Genomic DNA, 17,085 nt, shown 5'->3' with positions numbered 1-17,085 from the left:
GCACTTTCTGTCATCCCGGTGTGCGGACTACTTGGCCGGTGCGGGCGCCCCTTCGGGCTCCACGGCGTCTTCCGCCTTGAGCAGGCTTCCTGCGCGGGCGCCGAGCCGGAGCGAGAGGCGCTGGGCGGCGAACGTCAGGAGCATGTTAAGGACGATGAAGATCGCTGCCGTGACAAGCAGGGCCGGGAGGATGTTTCCCTCGCCTGCGGCAAGCCGGCGGGCGAAGACCAGCAGCTCGCTGTAGCCGATGAACGCGCCCAGGGCAGAGTCCTTGAGGATGACGACGAACTGGCTCAGCAGTGCCGGCAGCATGGCGACCAGGGCCTGCGGAACCTCGATCACCCGCAGGGACTGGCTGCGGGTCAGGCCGATGGCGAGTCCCGCCTCACGCTGCCCCTTTGGCAGGCCGAAGACTCCAGACCGCACGAGCTCGGCAATCACTGAACCGTTGTAAAGGGTCAGCGCCACCACAACCGCCACGAACGGAACATCCGCCGGCGGGACCGGAGTTGCCTTGGACAGGAACTGATAGAAGAAGATCATCATCAGCAGCACGGGAACGGCGCGGAAGAACTCAACGATCACGCCGGCAACCCAGCTGACGGCCTTGATCGAGGAGAGTCGTCCGAGTCCGAAGATCAGGCCAAAGACGATGGATGTCACGATGGCCACGGCGGCTGCGCGGAGCGTGGCCATCAGGCCCGGAAGCATGTTGTACTGCCAGGTGTCGGCCTCGAGGAAGGGCGTCCACTTGGCTGCTTCGAACTGGCCCTTCTCCGCCAGGCCGTTCACGACGACGGCGAGCAGGCCCAGGATGAAGAGCACTCCCAGGATGTTGGCAATGAGGATACGACGGCGTGCGCGCGGCCCGGGCGCGTCAAACAGGACACTTTGGCTCATCGGGCCACCGCCAGCTTCTTAGAGGCCCAGGTAGTGAGCAGGCCGATCGGGATCACAATAAGCACAAAGCCCATGGCGAAGGTCAGGAAGATCTGTGTCATGAGATCGGGCCGGAACTCGATCATCGTCTTCATCAGGCCCGATGCTTCGGCGACACTGGCCACCGCAGCGACGGTGGTGTTTTTCGCCAGTGCGATCAGTACGTTGCCCAGCGGTGCCACGGCTCCGCGGAACGCCTGGGGGAGGATGATCAGCCAGGCAGCGGGCAGGAAGGACAGCCCGATGGAGCGGGCTGCTTCAGCCTGTCCCAGCGGAACCGTGTTCACACCGCTCCGAATTGCCTCACAGACGAATGCCGCGTGGTAGACCGACAGCGACAGCACCGCGAGACGGAAGAAGTTGAGCTGGAAATCGGGGGAGAGGTTTACCTGCAGCTGGGACCACAAGGCCAGAGTGCCGAAAACCATGATGATGGTCAGCGGGGTATTCCTGAAAATGTTCACGTACGCTGTGCCGAACCAGCGAAGGCTGGCGATCGGCGAAATACGCATCACGGCCAGGACGGTGCCGAGCACCAGGGACCAGAGACCGGCCCAGAACGTGAGTTGGATGTTGACCCAGAAGGCCCCGACGACGTCGTATTCGCCGAAGAGTTCGAGGAAACCTTCCATATGTCACCTCTTCCGTAAAAATGTGTGGAGCGGAGTTCGGGGCAGGGCCTAGGCCCTGCCCCGAACGTTGCCGCCGAAAGTCAAGCGGAGGCGGGCCGCTTTAGGCGCAGGCGTCCATGGTCGGCGGATTCAGATCAGCGTTGAACGTGTAGTCAGCGCCTTCGGTGTTCTTCTTGATGGCTTCTTCCCAAGCGCCGTCTTCGATCATCTTCTCGATGGCGGCGTTGATGTCTTCACACTTGTCGCTGCCCTTCTGGATGCCGACGCCGTACTTCTCCTCGGAGAACGTGTTGCCGACAACCTTGAACTGGCCCTTGTTCGCTTCGGTGGAAGCCAGGCCGGCCAGGATGATGTCATCGGTGGTTACCGCATCAATCGAGCCGCCCTGCATGGCGGTGACGCACTCGGCGTAGCTGGGCTGCTCAACCAGGTTCACGTCGTTGGCGATTCCGTCCTTGACCTTCTGGGCGGAGGTGGAGCCGGTGACCGAGCACAGGGTCTTGCCGTTCAGGTCTTCAGGGCCGGTGATGTCGGAGTCGGAGCGGACCAGCAGGTCCTGGCCGGCAACGAAGTACGGTCCGGCGAAGGCGACCTTTTCCTTGCGGGTGTCGGTGATGGAGTAGGTCGCAAAGATCATGTCGACCTGGTCGTTCTCCAGCATGTTCTCGCGCTGGGCGGACGGCGTCTCGATGAACTCGATCTGGTCTTCGCCGTAGCCGAGCTCGTTGGCCACGTACTTGGCAACGTCTACGTCGAAACCGGAGTAGTCGCCGGATTCCGCGAAGCCCAGGCCTGGCTGGTCGAACTTGATGCCGACGCGGATGGTCTCCGCGTCGCCGGATGCTGCCGAGTCGGAGCCGGAATCGCCGCCGCCGCAGGCGGACAGAGTGAGTGCGGCAGCTGCGGCCATGGCGGCGGCTGCGTAACGGGTCTTGCGCATATTTTCTCCTTGCATTGCGGCCTGGACCCGCGCGGACCCAGGCCTTGCCTCAAAAGGGTGGATGAAAGCTGATGGTGCGTGAGCGGCGCGCTAGTGGGCCAGGATCTTGCCGAGGAAGTCCTTGGCGCGGTCGCTCTTCGGGTTGGTGAAGAACTCTTCCGGTGCAGCCTGCTCCACAATCTGGCCATCCGCCATGAAGATCACGCGGTCGGCCGCCTTGCGGGCGAATCCCATTTCGTGGGTCACCACGATCATGGTCATGCCTTCCTGGGCGAGCTCCACCATGGTGTCCAGGACCTCGTTGATCATCTCCGGGTCCAGTGCGGAAGTGGGTTCGTCGAACAGCATGACCTTGGGCTTCATAGCCAGCGCCCGCGCAATCGCGACGCGCTGCTGCTGGCCGCCGGATAGCTGGGCCGGAAGCTTGTTGGCCTGGTTGTCCACGCCGACCCGCTTCAGCAGCGCCATGGCCTTTTCCTTGGCCTCGGCGGACTTGGTCCGCTTGACCTTGATGGGGCCCAGGGCGACGTTGTCCAGGATGGACTTGTGCGCGAACAGGTTGAACGACTGGAAGACCATTCCGACGTCGGCGCGCAACTTGGCCAGGGCCTTGCCCTCCGCGGGCAGGGCCTTGCCGTCGATGGTGATTTCACCGTCGTCGATGGTCTCCAGGCGGTTGATGGCGCGGCACAAGGTTGACTTGCCGGACCCGGAGGGGCCGATCACCACCACGACTTCGCCGCGCGCCACATCAAGGTTGATGTCCCGCAGCACATGGAGGTCCCCGAAGTGCTTGTTTACGTTCTTCAGCGAGACGAGGGGTGCTGCTTGCTCAGGCACCGGCTGCCCTGATGTTGTGTCACTGGTCATAGGTAGAAGATAGCGAACAAATCAACACCTGGTGTTCCCGATCACTCTGACGTGGGCAAATCGTGACTCAAGAGAAACCAAAAGACGCCGGGCCGGGGACGTGGCGGTGAGGTGGCCGTCACTGGGGGAACGCTAGCCTTGGAAGATGGCTATCAGCGACGAAGAACGCTCCAACAGTCCGGCTTCCGCCAAACGGCGGGGTCCGGTGGAACTGCGGCGCGGTCAGGCCCGGGTCCCGCAGTCCGACCGGTTCCTGCTGGACACCGCGGACGGAACAAGCTTCACCCGCACTGATCCGTGGCGGGTACTGCGCATCCAAAGCGAGTTCGTCGAGGGTTTTGGAACTCTCTCAGAGCTGGGTCCGGCAGTCAGCGTGTTCGGTTCCGCGCGCAGCCTGCCGGGATCCCGCTGGTACCAAACCGGAGAAGCCGTTGGCAGGCTGCTTTCGGAAGCCGGCCTGGCGGTCATTACCGGAGGCGGTCCCGGTTCAATGGAAGCCGCAAACAAGGGCGCCGTCGAAGCCGGGGGAGTGTCCGTCGGCCTGGGAATCGAACTGCCCTTTGAAACCGGCCTCAACGAGTGGGTCGACCTGGGCATCAACTTCCGCTATTTCTTTGTCCGCAAGACCATGTTCGTGAAGTACGCCCAGGGGTTCATTGTGCTGCCGGGCGGTTTTGGAACCCTGGACGAACTCTTCGAGGCTATGACCCTGGTCCAGACGCAGAAAGTCACCTCATTCCCGATAGTGCTTATTGGTACCGAATTCTGGACGCCGCTGCTCGATTGGGTGCGGGGGACACTGCTGGAAGAAGGCATGATCTCCGCCAAGGACCTGGACCTTGTCCATTTGGTGGATGATCCGGCCGAGGCAGTAAAGCTCATCATTGCCGACAGCGCGGGGCACCGCTCGCTCTGACCACAGGGCAACGGATCTGCGACGATGTACCGGTGATGATCCTGCTCGCATTCCTAGCAATAGCCGCCGTAGGAGGCGCAGCAGCGTTTGCTGCCGGCCGGTTCGGCCCACGCCCTGGACGGACCGGCGGAACCCCGTCCCTTCGGGACCTGGCAGCTGTCCCGGGGGAACCTGATCCGCGACTTCCGCCGGTCCTGCTGCCGGAACATCCCGACGCCGCCGACATTGCGGACCTGAGGTTCTCCGTGGCGCTGCGCGGTTACCGCATGGACGAGGTGGATGAGGTCCTGGCCCGGCTGGCCCAGGCGCTGCTGGAAAGGGACGCTGCTTTGGCGCAGCTCCGGGACCCGGGTGCCGGCATCCCGTCCGAAACCGGCCGGCATGTCCTCGCAGAGCCGGGGCTGCCGTCCGAACGGAAGGATCCGTGAGCGCTCTCGCCGGACCGGACGGCCGGCTCCGCTGTCCCTGGGCCGTGTCCAGCGAGGACTATCGGGACTATCACGACACCGAATGGGGCCGCACGGTGCACGGCGAACCAGCCCTGTTCGAGCGGCTGTGCCTGGAGGGATTCCAGTCGGGCCTGAGCTGGATCACCATCCTGCGGAAAAGGGATGCTTTCCGCCGCGCGTTCGAGGGCTTTGATCCGCACCGGGTGGCTGCCTTCGGCGAGGCGGAAGTGGCGCAGCTGATGGGCAATGCGGGCATTGTCCGCAACGAAGCGAAGATCCGCGCCACTATTGGCAATGCGAGGGCGCTGCTTGCCCTGCCGGACGGGGAATCGCTTGGTTTGCTGCTGGACAGGCACCGGCCGCCGGAGAAGCCGGCCCCGCAGTCGCCGGCGGAGGTCCCGGCCGAGACACCGGAATCCCGCAGCCTCTCCAAGGAGCTGCGGCGGCACGGGTTCCGGTTCGTGGGGCCGGTGACGGCCTATGCCATGCTGCAGGCCACCGGGTACGTAAACGATCATCTGGCCGGGTGTGAATTCAGGACAGCTTCCTAGGCCGTGATCCGCACGGATGTGTGTCCCCAGACACACCGAAATTTCGCCTGCTTACGGTTTGTACGGAATAATGGCACCAATTGCCGCTCGGCACCCTAACAACAATGGGGGCGGCGCGGCAGCAGGAAACGGTGATTACTCGGGGAATAACCCCGCGGTGCACTTTTGAAAGGGGAACTTCAATATGGCTGCGATGAAACCGCGTACGGGTGATGGACCCATGGAGGTCACCAAAGAAGGGCGCAGCCTGATCTTGCGGGTGCCTATCGACGGCGGCGGCCGGCTCGTCGTTGAACTCAACGCCGAAGAAGCGGGCAAGCTCAAGGAATGCCTCCTCGGCGTCACCAGCTAGGCTTGGTGCATGCGTCCTAACAGGCAGACTTCAAGGCCTGCGGGAGCCGCGCCGGCTATCCGCAGGATGACAACGGTGACCGGGCTCGCTTCGCTGGCGGAGCGCCCCGAGACCCCGGCCGAAAACTACGGCCTTCGTGCCGAAGGCGTGGATGTCCTCGCCGTCGCCATCGCTCCCGGTCCGCCCGGGGACCGCCAGGTTCCCGAACCCAGGCGCGGAGCGGTGGAAGCCGCCGTGAGCTACGGAATCGACGTGGCGGCCCGTGCCGAAGCTGCAGGCATCACCGGTAAGGCCGGAGAGCACCTGGTTGTCGAGGCGCCGCGGGGGTCGGACGATCTTCCGGGCAAGCTCATCTACCTGGGTGTCGGCGACGAATCGCACCAAAGCCTGAGGCGCGCCGGCGCCAGCCTGGCACGGGCAACATTCGGTGCCCGGAAGATCCGGATGAGCGTCATAGATTCCCTGACTTCCCAGGCCCAGCAGGCATTCCTTGAAGGGTTCTTCCTCGGCGGATACCGGGCGCCCCGAACGGGAAAGCAGAAGCCCGCAGAGCCGATGGCAGCGGAAATGGAAGTTACCGGCCTGCTGCCCCAGGCATTGGAACTTGCCGAAACCTCGGCCCGGGCCGCCTGGCTGGCCCGCGACCTGACCAATACCCCGCCGGACACCGCCACCTCGGAGTGGATGGCCGCCCAGGCCGCTGAGGTGGCATCTTCCCGTGGACTGGGCGTTGAGGTCTGGGATCCCCAGCGGCTCCGGGCCGAAGGATTCGGCGGACTTTCCGCCGTGGGGTCCGGCTCGGCCAACGGTCCCCGCCTGGTACGGATCACCTACCGTCCCGCCACGGCCGCGACGGACCAGAACGTAGTCCTCGTAGGCAAGGGCATCACTTTCGATTCCGGCGGAATCTCCCTCAAGCCGCGCGAATCCATGCCGGCGATGAAAATGGACATGGCGGGCTCCGCCGTCGTCCTGGCTGCCGTCCAGGCCGCTGCCGAGCTCCAGGTGCCGTTCGAAGTAACCGGCCTGCTCGCCCTGGCCGAAAACGCGCTGGGCGGCTCCTCCTACCGCCCCGGCGACATTGTGCGTACCTACAACGGCACCACGGTGGAGATCGGCAACACGGACGCCGAAGGACGCATGGTCCTTGCCGATGCGCTGGCCTACGCCGTGAAGAAGCTCAGCCCCTCGGCGCTGATCGACGTCGCGACCCTCACCGGTGCCGCGGCCCTGGGCCTGGGCAAGCGGCACGCAGCACTTTTCGGCAATGACCCGCAGCTGCTTAGCGCCCTGGAAGCCGCCGCGAGCAGCAGCGGCGAGCCGCTCTGGCAGCTGCCTCTGGTGCCTGAGTATGACTTCCTGCTTGAATCCACCTCCGCGGATCTCGCACATGTTGCCCCGGTGGGAGCGAAGGCCGGCGGCGGTGCGATCCTGGCTGCGCTGTTCCTGGAGAAGTTCGTCGACGGGACACCGTGGATCCACCTGGACATTGCAGGGCCTATGGAAGTGCCGGCGGATACGCACGAATATTCGAAGGGAGCCACCGGCTTCGGGGCACGGCTGCTCATCGCTTTCCTCCGTGCACGGGCGGCCCGCCTGCGGTCACAGGCCGCCTAACGGCCGCCGGCTGTCTTGACCGCCAGCTGCAGACCGTCTCCGGTGGGCAGCAGGGCTGAGACCAGGAAGTCGTTGTCCCGGATGAACCGCCCGACCTGGCGCATAGCCACGGTCAGCTGGCCGCGGGCGGCGGGGTCCGCCACCCTGCCGTTGTCCAATGCACCGTTGATGATCATCAGCCCTCCCGGCTTGAGCAGCCGCGCTGCCTGTTCGGCGTACAGCAGGAACGACGGCTTGTCCGCATCGATGAAGACGAGGTCGTAGGCGTTATCCGTCAGGCGCGGCAGCACCTGGGCCGCCCGGCCTGAAATGGTGCGGGTCCGATTGCCGGGAATGCCCGCCTCTGAGTATGCCTGCCGTGCTGCGCGGAGATGGTCCACATCCGAATCGATGGTGGTAAGCACCGAGCCCGTGCCCAGGCCCCGCAGCAGGCATACCCCGGACACGCCGGCGCCGGTTCCGATCTCCACCACGGTCTGGGCCTTCGACGACGCCGCCAGTACGGTGAGCGCAGCCCCAACCCCGGTGCTGACCGGGTTCACACCGAGCTCGTGTGAGCGTTCCCGTGCACGGAGCAGCACTTCGTCCTCGAACGGCAGCGCCTCCGTGTAGGACCACGTGCTCTGCTTGTCGGCGCTCATGGGCGTACTGTCTCTTTCGCTCAAATAAAAAGTGCAGGGTTCCGCGTCCCGGCAGAACATGGCCGGGCCGGTCCGGGGAACACAGCCGGCAGCTGCCAGGTGCTGTGCAATGCTGCGGCGGGAACCGCGGCATTACAAGCTTAAGGCCACGGCGGTTCGATTCCCGCCAGCCTTTCGTCCCCGTGCGGCGCCCCGGTGTGCTCCGGGTATTTCTCCGGAGCCTGCTTGTTTCCTTTCATGGGGCGTGCTAACAGCGAACTCTCAGAATTATGCGCCACCATGGACGTGGACCTACTGACGATCGCCAGCCCGTTCCGCGCCACGCCGCGCGGTCCAGGGGGCAGAAAAACGTTACGAAGGGAGGAGGACCGTGACGGGGACACTTGACGGCGCTGCTGAAGCATCCGCGGTAAACGACTGGGTGCGTCCGACCTGGCAGGAAGTGGTGGAGACCCACTCTGCCAAGGTGTACCGGCTGGCCTACCGGCTGACCGGCAATAAGCACGACGCCGAGGACCTAACGCAGGAAGTCTTCGTCCGCGTCTTCCGCTCCCTTGCCAACTTCCAGCCCGGAACCCTGGACGGCTGGCTGCACCGCATCACCACCAATCTTTTCCTCGACCAGGCCCGGCGGCGCAGCCGCATCCGGTTCGACGGCATGAGCGAAGAAGCCGAGAGCAGGCTGCCTTCCTCCGGACCTGGGCCGGAGCGCAGCTTCGAGTTCAACAACCTTGACGTTGACATCCAGCGTGCGCTGGAGGAACTGCCCCCGGACTTCCGTGCCGCCGTCGTGCTCTGTGATCTGGAAGGTCTCTCCTATGACGAAGTGGCACACGCGCTCGGCGTGAAGCTCGGTACTGTCCGCTCCCGCATCCACAGGGGCCGCAGCATGCTGAAGGAGAAGCTTGCGCACCGTGATCCGACGCAGCGCCGCGCTCCCTCGGTGAGCCTGAAGCTTCCGCGCGTGGCAGGAGCCGGCTAGAGCATATGCGCCACCCAAAACGTCATCTTCGTTCATTCCTGGACGAGGAGTTACCGGCCCGCCGGCGTGCCGCCATCCAGACCCATCTCTCGCGCTGCGCCGCGTGCCGCTGTGCGGTGGAGGAGGAGCGCCGCCTTCGCAGTCGCCTTCGGGCACTGAAGGTTCCGGCCCCCCGGGAAGACCTGGCCAGCCGAATCGTCGCAGACAGCGCAGCCAGGCCGGCTCCTTCCCCCGGAGCAGGCCGCGCCCGGTACGCCGCAGCAGTCGGCGGGATCCTCGCGATGGTCTCGGGATTTGTCCTGGCCGGCGCCTACATTCTTGGATCGATTGCGGATGACCCGCTTACGGGACCCCAGCAGGCACACCTGCTGGCGGGCTGGAACCAGCTGGCTGAGCAGCGGGCCGGGAGCCTTTCCGCCGAAGACGTGGAAGGGCTGCGCAAAGACGGATGGTCCTGCCCGGACCTGGACGCTCTTGGATTCACGCTGGCCTCGGCCCGGACCCTCCAGGTGGCCGGGCATCCGGCAGTTGCCATGGAACTGAACCGCAACGGCGAGACCCTCACTGTCTATGAACAGCGTCCCCGGCAAGGGGACGCCAATCCCGAGGTGCTGCATGCCGTCAGTGGGCGGCCGGTAGCCGAGGAGGGTTTCAGCGCTGTCACCGTGGCCACCGAAAACGCTCCGAGGATCTGGCGGGATGACGCCCGTCCCGGGGAAGCCGTGCTCTCTGCACGGAATGTTACTTACACACTGACGTCCTCGACTCCAGGGGAAACCCTCTCTTCCGCGGTGGCTGAACTGTCCCTCAGCGAGTCAGCCCGCCTGCTGGTGCCTGCAAAGGACCCCGGCTCCGGGGCCGTGGACCGCGTCCTGAACGGCCTGGCACTGCTGGCCGGCGCCGGGCATCCCCTTTGAGCCCGTTGCCAAAGTGGCCCCAATCCCGCGGGAAAAGGTAACCTTCAAAAGTGTTCGGAATTAATGGCTATGAGCTGATCATCCTGGCGGTCCTTGCCGTGGCCATTCTTGGACCCGAACGCCTGCCCGAATACGCATCCCAGCTGGCGCGCCTGGTCCGCGAGCTCCGCCGCATGGCAACGGGCGCCCGTGAACAGCTGCGCGAAGAAGTAGGTCCGGAAATAGACGAGGTGGACTGGCGGAAGCTTGATCCCCGGCAGTACGACCCCCGGCGTATCATCAAGGAAGCCCTGCTCGACGACGTCGAAGAGGCAGTGCGCCCGGCCGCTGCGCGCAGCAAGGGATCCGCCCGGCCGGCCGCTGCGCCGTATGGAGCCGGCCCTGCAGTGCCTGCTCCCGGCGGCCAGGCAGCGGCTCCGCCCGCGCCGTCACCGCTTCAGCGGATAGAGCGGCTTGGCGCGGGTGAGCCGGCACCGTTCGACGCCGAGGCTACCTAGTACCAGCCGGCTGCGGGCCAGCGGGGCCGAGTCACCGGCGCGGAGTTACCGAAAGGTTGAGTCCGGACAGCCCGCGCGGCCGCCCGGCGAGAGCGGAAGCGATCCGGCGCAGCTCGCCGGCTGCGGTGTCCGCTCCGGCGGCAGCCTCATCGAGTACCACCGGGAGGCCGGCGTCCCCTCCCTCACGCAGCCGCACATCCAGCGGGATGCTGCCCAGCAGCGGAACATCGTAGCCCAGGACGGATCCCAGCCGTTCGGAAACCAGCGCGCCGCCGCCTGAGCCGAAAAGCTCCATCCGTTCGCCGGTGGGCAGCGCCAGCCAGGACATGTTTTCAATGACACCGGCCACCTTCTGGCCGGTCTGCGCCGCTACGGTTCCAGCTCGTTCGGCAACCTCTGCCGCGGCTGCCTGCGGCGTGGTAACCACCAGGATCTCGGAAGAGGGCAGCAGCTGGCCGACCGAAATCGCGATGTCCCCGGTGCCCGGGGGCAGATCGAGCAGCAGCACGTCGAGGTCACCGAAATACACATCGGTCAGGAACTGCTCAAGTGCCCGGTGGAGCATCGGCCCGCGCCAGGCAACCGGCTGGTTTTTGTCCAGGAACATGCCAATCGAAATCGTCTTGATGCCGTAGGCCACCGGCGGCAGGATCATTTCGTCAACACGCGTGGGAGGCGCTGTGATGCCCAGCAGGCCCGGGACGGAGAAGCCGTGGACATCGGCGTCCACCACCCCCACACGCAGGCCCGAGGCAGCCATTGCCGCGGCGAGGTTCACGGTCACGGTGGACTTGCCCACTCCGCCCTTGCCGCTGGCAACGGCGTAGACCTTCGTCAGGGAACCCGGACGGCTGAACGGGACACCGCGGGCACCGCCGGGGCCCCGCAGCTTCTCCTTGAGTTCCTCGCGCTGTGTCTGGCTCATGACGTCCAAGTCGACGTGCACGGACGCGATCCCCGGGACGCCGGTAAGTTCGCGTTCGACGTCGGCGGTAATTGTTCCACGCAGCGGACAGCCGGCGATCGTGAGCAGAACGCCGATCCGGGCGCTGCCGGCGTCGTCGACCTCCACGCTGCGCAGCATGCCAAGCTCGGTGATGGGGCGCCGCAGTTCGGGGTCAATGACCCGTTCCATGGCCGCGCGGGCCAGTTCCACCAGATGTTCGTTGATGTGGGGCACTGCCTAGTCTTCTCCTGCACCCTGGACGGCTTTTGACGGCGGCGTTGGGCTGCCGTCCTGGCCGCGGCGGCGGGTGCTGCGCCGCTGGCCGTCGTCACGGTTGTCATTGGCCTCAAGGAGTTCCTCCAGGAGGCCGCGGATTTCGGAGCGGACGTAGTCGCGGGTGGCGACTTCCCGCAGCGCGATCCGCAGTTCGGCGATTTCGCGGGTGAGGTACTCGGTGTCCAGCAGGTTCCGCTCGGCACGCTCTCGGTCCTGGCGCATGGAGACGCGGTCACGATCGTCCTGCCGGTTCTGCGCCAGCAGCAGCAGGGGAGCGGCGTAGGAGGCCTGCAGCGACAACATCAGGGTCAGCAGCGTGAAGCCCAGGGCCACGCTGTCGAACCGCAGGGGCTCCGGCCCCCAGGTGTTCCACGCGAGCCAGACGACGCAGAACACCGTCATGTAGAGCAGGAACTGGGGGGTGCCCATAAACCGCGCGAAGTTCTCCGTGGCATGGCCGAAGGCGTCAGGGTTGGGAGACAGCCGCGGGAACCACCTGGTGCGGGCGGTGCGCGGAGTGTCGAGGCCGTCAGTACGGGGGCGGTTCTTCTCAGCCATTGTTCCTTCCCTGCCACTTTATGGGACCGGTGTCTTCAGAGGCACGCCAGTCATCCGGGAGCAGGTGGTCCAGGACGTCGTCGACTGTCACTGCTCCCACCAGGCGCCCGCTGTTATTGACCACCGGCAGCGAGTTCAGGTTGTAGGTAGCCAGCATTCGGGAAATCTCCGCGATGTTCGCGAAGTCCCGCACCGGCTCCAGATCCGTGTCCAGGATGTTGCCGAGCGCCTCCGGGGGAGCGGTGCGCAGGAGCTGCTGGATATGCACGACGCCGAGGTAGCGGCCCGTGGGCGTCTCCAGCGGCGGCCGGCAGACGTAGATGGAAGACGCGAGGGCCGGCGTGAGCTCCTCCCGGCGCACGTGCGCCAGGGCCTCGGCGACTGTTGCTTCCGGAGGCAGGATCACCGGGACCGGAGTCATCAGCGAACCGGCTGTGTCTTCCTCATACTGCAGCAGCCGCCGCACGTCGCGGGCGTCTTCGGGCTCCATCAGCTGCAGGAGCTCTTCCTTCTGCTCCTCCGGAAGCTCGTTGAGCAGGTCAGCGGCGTCGTCGGGATCCATTTCCTCCAGGACGTCAGCGGCGCGCTCTACGTCCAGAGACTGCAGGATCTGCACCTGGTCATCGTCGGGCAGCTCCTGCAGCACGTCCGCGAGGCGTTCATCCTGCAGTTCGCTGGCCACCTCGATGCGGCGCTTTCCGCTCATTTCGTGCAGCGCCTCTGCGAAGTCCGCGGGCTTGAGGTCATCATGCTGGGCGACGAACTGGGTGGCGGCCTGCGGCCCGGTGATGTCCCAGTGGCCAACTTCGGGCCACTCGATAATCAGCAGCTCGCCCTTGCGGCGCAGGCCACGAAGGCGTGAGCCGCCTCCGCCGCGCCGCACAAAAAGGCTGGATACATGCCAGTCACCGGCACGGTTCTGCTCAATGGCGATGTCTTCGACGGTTGCCTCGCCGCTTCCGTCGGCCAGGACCACCCGGCTGTCGAAGAGCTCAGCGACCACCAGCATCTCCGCTCCGCGCTGCTGGAACCGGCGCAGGTTCACCAGACCGGTGCAGATGATCTGGCCCGCATCCATGGAGGTGATGCGCGTGATGGGCACAAAGACGCGTTTTTTGCCGGGAACTTCGACGACGATGCCCACGGCCTGGGGCGGGCGGCGAGCCCCGCGGTCCAGCACCACGGCATCCCGAAGGCGGCCAAGCCTGTCCCCGAGGGGATCGAAGACATCCAGGCCCAGCAGCCGTGCAATGAAGACGCGCGTAGGATTAGTGCTCACCCTACTTAGGCTACTTGGCGGCAGCCCCTTAGGCGCATTCGAACGGCCGCACTCACGTGGGAGCGTTCACTGCCAGCGATACATTGGCCCACAAACGGCATAACTGCGAAAGAATAGGGGAATGTCGAACCTATTTGGCGCCTCATCGCCGCGGGACCCAGGACGAACTCTCCCCAAGGGTGAGCTGGTGGGCCGGTACACGGCGTACCTGGATGCCCAGAAGGCGGTCGACTACCTGGCGGACTCCAAATTCCCCGTTCACCTCGTGAGCATCGTGGGTAACGAACTGAAGTCCGTTGAACGGGTCACCGGCCGCCTGACCTATCCACGCGTGGCCATGTCCAGTGCCGCAACCGGCGCGTGGTTCGGTCTGTTCGTGGGCCTTGCACTGATGCTTTTCGGAGGCGGGGACTCGTACCTGTCGCTGATTCCCTCCATGGCCCTGGGCGCCATCTTCTGGCTGTTGTTTGGTGTCCTTGCGTACGCGTTCCAGCGTGGACGCCGAGACTTCACCTCCACCAGCCAGGTAATCGCCACCAGCTATGACGTGATCGTGGCACCGGAAGCCGCCAACGAAGCGCGGCGGCTGCTTTCCCAGCTGCCCATGGTGGGACAGAGCGGACATCCGGCGCCGCCGTCGGGCCAGTCCCCGTACCAGCCTCCCTACCAGCAGCAGCCGCCATACACCGGCCCGGCACCGGAACGTCCCTCCTCCTGGGCAGACCCGTACGGTACCCGCGGGGCCGGCAGGGGCGACGGAGCGCCGGAGGGCAGTGCAGCGGCCTCCGGCCCGGAATACGGTTCACAGCCGGCGCCGGGCCAGACTGAAACTGGCCAGGAGCAACCGGCAACACCATCCGCTGCTTCTGACGGCACGCCCCGTGGACAGTTCCCCGACCTGCCCGACGGCCGTCCGCGCTATGGCGTTCGCCTACCCGCCGCGGAGCAGACGCAGCCGGCTGCGCAGGCCGGGCCCGCTCCGGATCACTCGCCGCAGTCCGGCGCGCAGCAGCCCGAAGCCCCGAAGACACCCGGTACGGACGGAACTGCCGGCGGTGAGGACATTCCGCCCTCGCCGGACAACCGCTAGCCTTCCGTTCACATCCCGAACATACAGAAACTGCCCGTTTGGAGCTTCAAACGGGCAGTTTCTGTCATCTCGAGGGGGCGGGAACTAGGAGGCGTAGATGCCGGCCATCCAGTCCTCAACGTCCGAGGGATCACGCGGCAGGGCAGCGCTGAGGTTTTCGGCGCCGTCGGCCGTGATCAGCACATCGTCCTCGATCCGCACGCCGATCCCGCGGTACTCCTCGGGGATGGTGAGGTCCTCATCTTTGAAGTAGAGGCCCGGCTCGATCGTGAAGACCATGCCTTCCTCGATGATGCCGTCCAGGTAAAGCTCGCGGCGGGCCTGCGCGCAGTCGTGCACGTCCAGGCCCAGGTGGTGGCTCGTGCCGTGCGGCATCCAGCGGCGGTGCTGCTGGCCGTTTTCGGAGAGGGCTTCTTCAAGCGGGACAGGAAGCAGGCCCCAGTCCTGAAGGCGCTCGGCCAGTACGCGGACCGCGGCGGCGTGCACATCACGGAACTTATTGCCCGGCTTCGCTGCGGCGAATCCGGCATCAGCGGCGTCGAGCACTGCCTGGTACACGCGGCGCTGGACCTCTGAGAAGGTGCCGTTGACCGGCAGGGTGCGGGTGACATCGGCAGTGTAGAGGCTGTCTGCTTCCACGCCGGCGTCCAGCAGCAGCAGGTCCCCGGCCCTGACCTCGCCGTTGTTGCGGATCCAGTGCAGCACAGTGGCGTTGTTTCCGGCGGCGGCGATGGTGTCATAACCCAGGTCGTTGCCTTCTTCGCGGGCACGGGCAAAGAATGCGCCTTCCACCACGCGCTCACCGCGAGGGTGGCTGATGGCACGGGGAAGGATCTTCACCACTTCGGTGAAGCCGTTGACGGTGGCGGCGACGGCTTCCTTCATCTGCTCGACTTCCCAGGCATCCTTCACCAGGCGCAGCTCCGAGAGGGCTTCGGTGAGTTCTTCGTCCTTGGCATCCAGGGCGCTGAAGTCCATGTTGTCCGGGTCCATCGCCGTGTTGTAGCGGACGGTGTCCACCAGGGCGTCGACCATCTCGTCAACCTTCCGCAGCAGCCGAACGGAAATACCGCCGAACTGCGGATCGCCAACGTTGGAGGTGATGGCGGTTTCAGCTTCGGCGAGGTTCCGGGTCCGCAGGCCAACCAGGGCGCCGACCTGCTCCAGGTTCAGGCGCGAGCCGATCCAGAAGGCGCCGTAGCGGGCGTTGGAGTAGAACTCCTCGCTGTCCGTGCCTGCCAGCGGACGGAAATACAGGGTGGCAGTGTGGTGGCCGCCGTCGTCGCCCGTTCCTTCTTCCACGGGCTCCATGACCAGGACGGCGTCCGGCTCGTGATCCAGGCCGAGCCCGGTGAGATGGGCAAAGCCGGAGTGGGGCCGGAACCGGTAATCGGTGTCGTTGGAGCGGACCTTCAGGGGGCCGGCCGGAATGACCAGGCGCTCCGTCTTGAAACGCTCGGAGAGTGCACGGCGGCGGGCGGCAGCATGGGGCGCCACGGCGGCCTGTTCCGGAAGCTCATCGGATGAGGGAGCCCAGCCGGCGGACATAAAGTCCTTGAACGCCTGCGACGTGGGGCGCTGGGAACGGTTGTTCACCCGGTCCTCGAGCGGCTGTCCCTCTGACAGTTCCTCAAGGCCGGAATCGGCGGTGTTCATTGAATTGGCTTCAGTACTCACCCATCCATGCTCTCACCGCCGGTTAACAGGGACAAACATGCCCCGGCTGCAGCGGAGCGCCAGCGCCGGATCGGTGTGGGGAACCGCGTAGATTGGAGGGGTGAGAATCGACCTGCATACCCACTCCAACGTCTCCGACGGCACCGAAGCCCCCGGGGCCGTGATGGCCTCCGCGGCCGCCGCCGGTCTGGACGCCGTGGCGCTGACGGATCACGACTCCACTGCAGGGTGGGGAGAGGCGGCCGAAGCGGCACGCACCCTGGGCCTCACCTTCGTCCCTGGCATGGAAGTCTCCTGCCGCACTTCGGACGGGATCAGCGTGCATGTGCTGTCCTACCTCCACGACCCGTCCCATCCGGGGCTGCTGGCCGAAATCGCCAAGTCCCGCTCGGCACGGGTCAGCCGGGCGGAACGCATGGTGGAACGGCTTGCCGAGGACTATCCCATTAGCTGGGCGGACGTGCAGGAACAGGTTGCGCCCGGAGCCACCATTGGCCGGCCGCACATTGCCGATGCGCTGGTCGCCGCCGGGGTGGTTCCGTCGCGGTCGGCTGCTTTCGCCGGAATCCTGACCGGGCGCTCACGCTATTTCGTGGCGCATTATGCTCCCGACCCCGCGCACGCTGTGCGCCTGGTCCGGAAAGCCGGAGGGGTGCCCGTTTTCGCCCACCCGGAGGCGTCCGCGCGCGGACGCGTGGTGGGAGAGCAGACGTACCTGGAGATGATCGACGCCGGGCTGGCGGGCCTGGAGATCGAGCACCGGGACAACCCGGAAGGCGGGCGAGCCTACCTGCGCCGGCTGGCCGCTGAGCACTCGCTGCTGGTAACCGGATCCAGCGACTACCACGGAACAGGGAAGCCGAACCTGCTGGGAGAGAACACCACCAGTGCCGCGGTACTGGAACGGATTATCGAACTCGGCACGGGCGCTTCCGTCATCCGGCCGTAGCAGTCCA

General features: G+C 65.7%; 19 protein-coding genes. 10 read left to right on the top strand and 9 right to left on the bottom strand.

Features of this window, described 5'->3' with window-relative positions; translation table 11 throughout:
* Positions 1 to 27: 27 nt before the first annotated feature.
* The 4 genes from ITX31_RS06515 to ITX31_RS06500 form a co-directional block, all read right to left on the bottom strand.
* Positions 28 to 900, bottom strand: coding sequence for an amino acid ABC transporter permease (locus ITX31_RS06515; RefSeq protein WP_194782661.1), 873 nt, complete (start codon positions 898 to 900; stop codon positions 28 to 30).
* Positions 897 to 1,571, bottom strand: coding sequence for an amino acid ABC transporter permease (locus ITX31_RS06510; RefSeq protein WP_194782660.1), 675 nt, complete (start codon positions 1,569 to 1,571; stop codon positions 897 to 899). Before ITX31_RS06510 ends, ITX31_RS06515 begins: the two co-directional genes overlap by 4 nt.
* Positions 1,572 to 1,671: 100 nt before the next feature.
* Positions 1,672 to 2,511, bottom strand: coding sequence for a glutamate ABC transporter substrate-binding protein (locus ITX31_RS06505; protein ID WP_194782659.1), 840 nt, complete (start codon positions 2,509 to 2,511; stop codon positions 1,672 to 1,674).
* A 90-nt stretch (positions 2,512 to 2,601) separates the two neighbouring features.
* Positions 2,602 to 3,381: an amino acid ABC transporter ATP-binding protein gene (locus ITX31_RS06500; protein WP_194782658.1), complete on the bottom strand. Its 780-nt coding sequence runs from the start codon at positions 3,379 to 3,381 to the stop codon at positions 2,602 to 2,604.
* 145 nt (positions 3,382 to 3,526) lie between these two features.
* On the opposite strand from ITX31_RS06500, the gene ITX31_RS06495 reads away from it, so the two are divergent.
* From ITX31_RS06495 to ITX31_RS06475, 5 genes are all read left to right on the top strand, one after another.
* Positions 3,527 to 4,297 carry a TIGR00730 family Rossman fold protein gene (locus tag ITX31_RS06495; RefSeq protein WP_194782657.1) on the top strand — a complete coding sequence of 257 codons (771 nt, stop codon included), beginning with the start codon at positions 3,527 to 3,529 and terminating at the stop codon, positions 4,295 to 4,297.
* 35 nt (positions 4,298 to 4,332) lie between these two features.
* Positions 4,333 to 4,725: a DivIVA domain-containing protein gene (locus tag ITX31_RS06490; protein ID WP_194782656.1), complete on the top strand. Its 393-nt coding sequence runs from the start codon at positions 4,333 to 4,335 to the stop codon at positions 4,723 to 4,725.
* Positions 4,722 to 5,297, top strand: a complete 576-nt coding sequence (locus ITX31_RS06485; RefSeq protein ID WP_194782655.1) for a DNA-3-methyladenine glycosylase I — start codon at positions 4,722 to 4,724, stop codon at positions 5,295 to 5,297. Before ITX31_RS06490 ends, ITX31_RS06485 begins: the two co-directional genes overlap by 4 nt.
* A gap of 184 nt (positions 5,298 to 5,481) precedes the next feature.
* Entirely contained in the window at positions 5,482 to 5,649 is a 168-nt protein-coding gene (locus tag ITX31_RS06480; RefSeq protein ID WP_082413265.1) for a DUF3117 domain-containing protein, read from the top strand.
* Positions 5,650 to 5,715: 66 nt separating this feature from the next.
* Entirely contained in the window at positions 5,716 to 7,266 is a 1,551-nt protein-coding gene (locus tag ITX31_RS06475; protein ID WP_194782654.1) for a leucyl aminopeptidase family protein, read from the top strand.
* Here the strand turns inward: ITX31_RS06475 and ITX31_RS06470 are convergent.
* A complete protein-coding gene (locus tag ITX31_RS06470; protein WP_194782653.1) occupies positions 7,263 to 7,907 on the bottom strand; it encodes an O-methyltransferase in 645 nt (214 codons plus the stop codon). The genes ITX31_RS06475 and ITX31_RS06470 overlap by 4 nt on opposite strands.
* A gap of 370 nt (positions 7,908 to 8,277) precedes the next feature.
* Between ITX31_RS06470 and sigE the strand changes: the two genes are divergently transcribed.
* From sigE to ITX31_RS06455, 3 genes are read left to right on the top strand one after another with little or no spacing between them, the layout of a single operon-like run.
* Entirely contained in the window at positions 8,278 to 8,889 is a 612-nt protein-coding gene (sigE, locus tag ITX31_RS06465; RefSeq protein ID WP_194782652.1) for an RNA polymerase sigma factor SigE, read from the top strand.
* Between the two features lie 5 nt (positions 8,890 to 8,894).
* On the top strand, positions 8,895 to 9,806 hold the full coding sequence (locus tag ITX31_RS06460) for a zf-HC2 domain-containing protein (RefSeq protein ID WP_194782651.1): 912 nt from the start codon (positions 8,895 to 8,897) through the stop codon (positions 9,804 to 9,806).
* A 50-nt stretch (positions 9,807 to 9,856) separates the two neighbouring features.
* On the top strand, positions 9,857 to 10,303 hold the full coding sequence (locus tag ITX31_RS06455) for a Sec-independent protein translocase TatB (protein ID WP_194782650.1): 447 nt from the start codon (positions 9,857 to 9,859) through the stop codon (positions 10,301 to 10,303).
* Positions 10,304 to 10,334: 31 nt separating this feature from the next.
* Here ITX31_RS06455 and ITX31_RS06450 read toward each other — a convergent pair whose 3' ends face one another.
* The 3 genes from ITX31_RS06450 to ITX31_RS06440 are packed head-to-tail and all read right to left on the bottom strand — an operon-like array spanning position 10,335 to position 13,362.
* Positions 10,335 to 11,438, bottom strand: coding sequence for a P-loop NTPase (locus tag ITX31_RS06450; RefSeq protein ID WP_194783543.1), 1,104 nt, complete (start codon positions 11,436 to 11,438; stop codon positions 10,335 to 10,337).
* A gap of 48 nt (positions 11,439 to 11,486) precedes the next feature.
* Entirely contained in the window at positions 11,487 to 12,083 is a 597-nt protein-coding gene (locus tag ITX31_RS06445) for a DUF1003 domain-containing protein (RefSeq protein ID WP_194782649.1), read from the bottom strand.
* The gene (locus ITX31_RS06440; protein ID WP_194782648.1) at positions 12,076 to 13,362 is read right to left on the bottom strand and encodes a magnesium transporter MgtE N-terminal domain-containing protein; all 1,287 of its coding nucleotides are present in this window, start codon (positions 13,360 to 13,362) and stop codon (positions 12,076 to 12,078) included. Before ITX31_RS06440 ends, ITX31_RS06445 begins: the two co-directional genes overlap by 8 nt.
* Positions 13,363 to 13,483: 121 nt before the next feature.
* Here ITX31_RS06440 and ITX31_RS06435 point away from each other — a divergent pair, with 121 nt between their 5' ends.
* Positions 13,484 to 14,452, top strand: a complete 969-nt coding sequence (locus ITX31_RS06435) for a general stress protein (protein WP_194782647.1) — start codon at positions 13,484 to 13,486, stop codon at positions 14,450 to 14,452.
* An 84-nt stretch (positions 14,453 to 14,536) separates the two neighbouring features.
* Here the strand turns inward: ITX31_RS06435 and ITX31_RS06430 are convergent, their stop codons facing one another.
* Positions 14,537 to 16,108: an aminopeptidase P family protein gene (locus ITX31_RS06430; RefSeq protein WP_194783542.1), complete on the bottom strand. Its 1,572-nt coding sequence runs from the start codon at positions 16,106 to 16,108 to the stop codon at positions 14,537 to 14,539.
* Positions 16,109 to 16,229: 121 nt separating this feature from the next.
* Here ITX31_RS06430 and ITX31_RS06425 point away from each other — a divergent pair, with 121 nt between their 5' ends.
* Positions 16,230 to 17,078: a PHP domain-containing protein gene (locus ITX31_RS06425; protein ID WP_194782646.1), complete on the top strand. Its 849-nt coding sequence runs from the start codon at positions 16,230 to 16,232 to the stop codon at positions 17,076 to 17,078.
* The last annotated feature ends 7 nt before the right edge of the window (positions 17,079 to 17,085 follow it).

It is taken from the genome of Arthrobacter gandavensis (genome assembly GCF_015355785.1).
GTDB lineage: Bacteria > Actinomycetota > Actinomycetes > Actinomycetales > Micrococcaceae > Arthrobacter_B > Arthrobacter_B gandavensis_A.
This window is presented reverse-complemented; position numbering and strand designations above follow the sequence as displayed.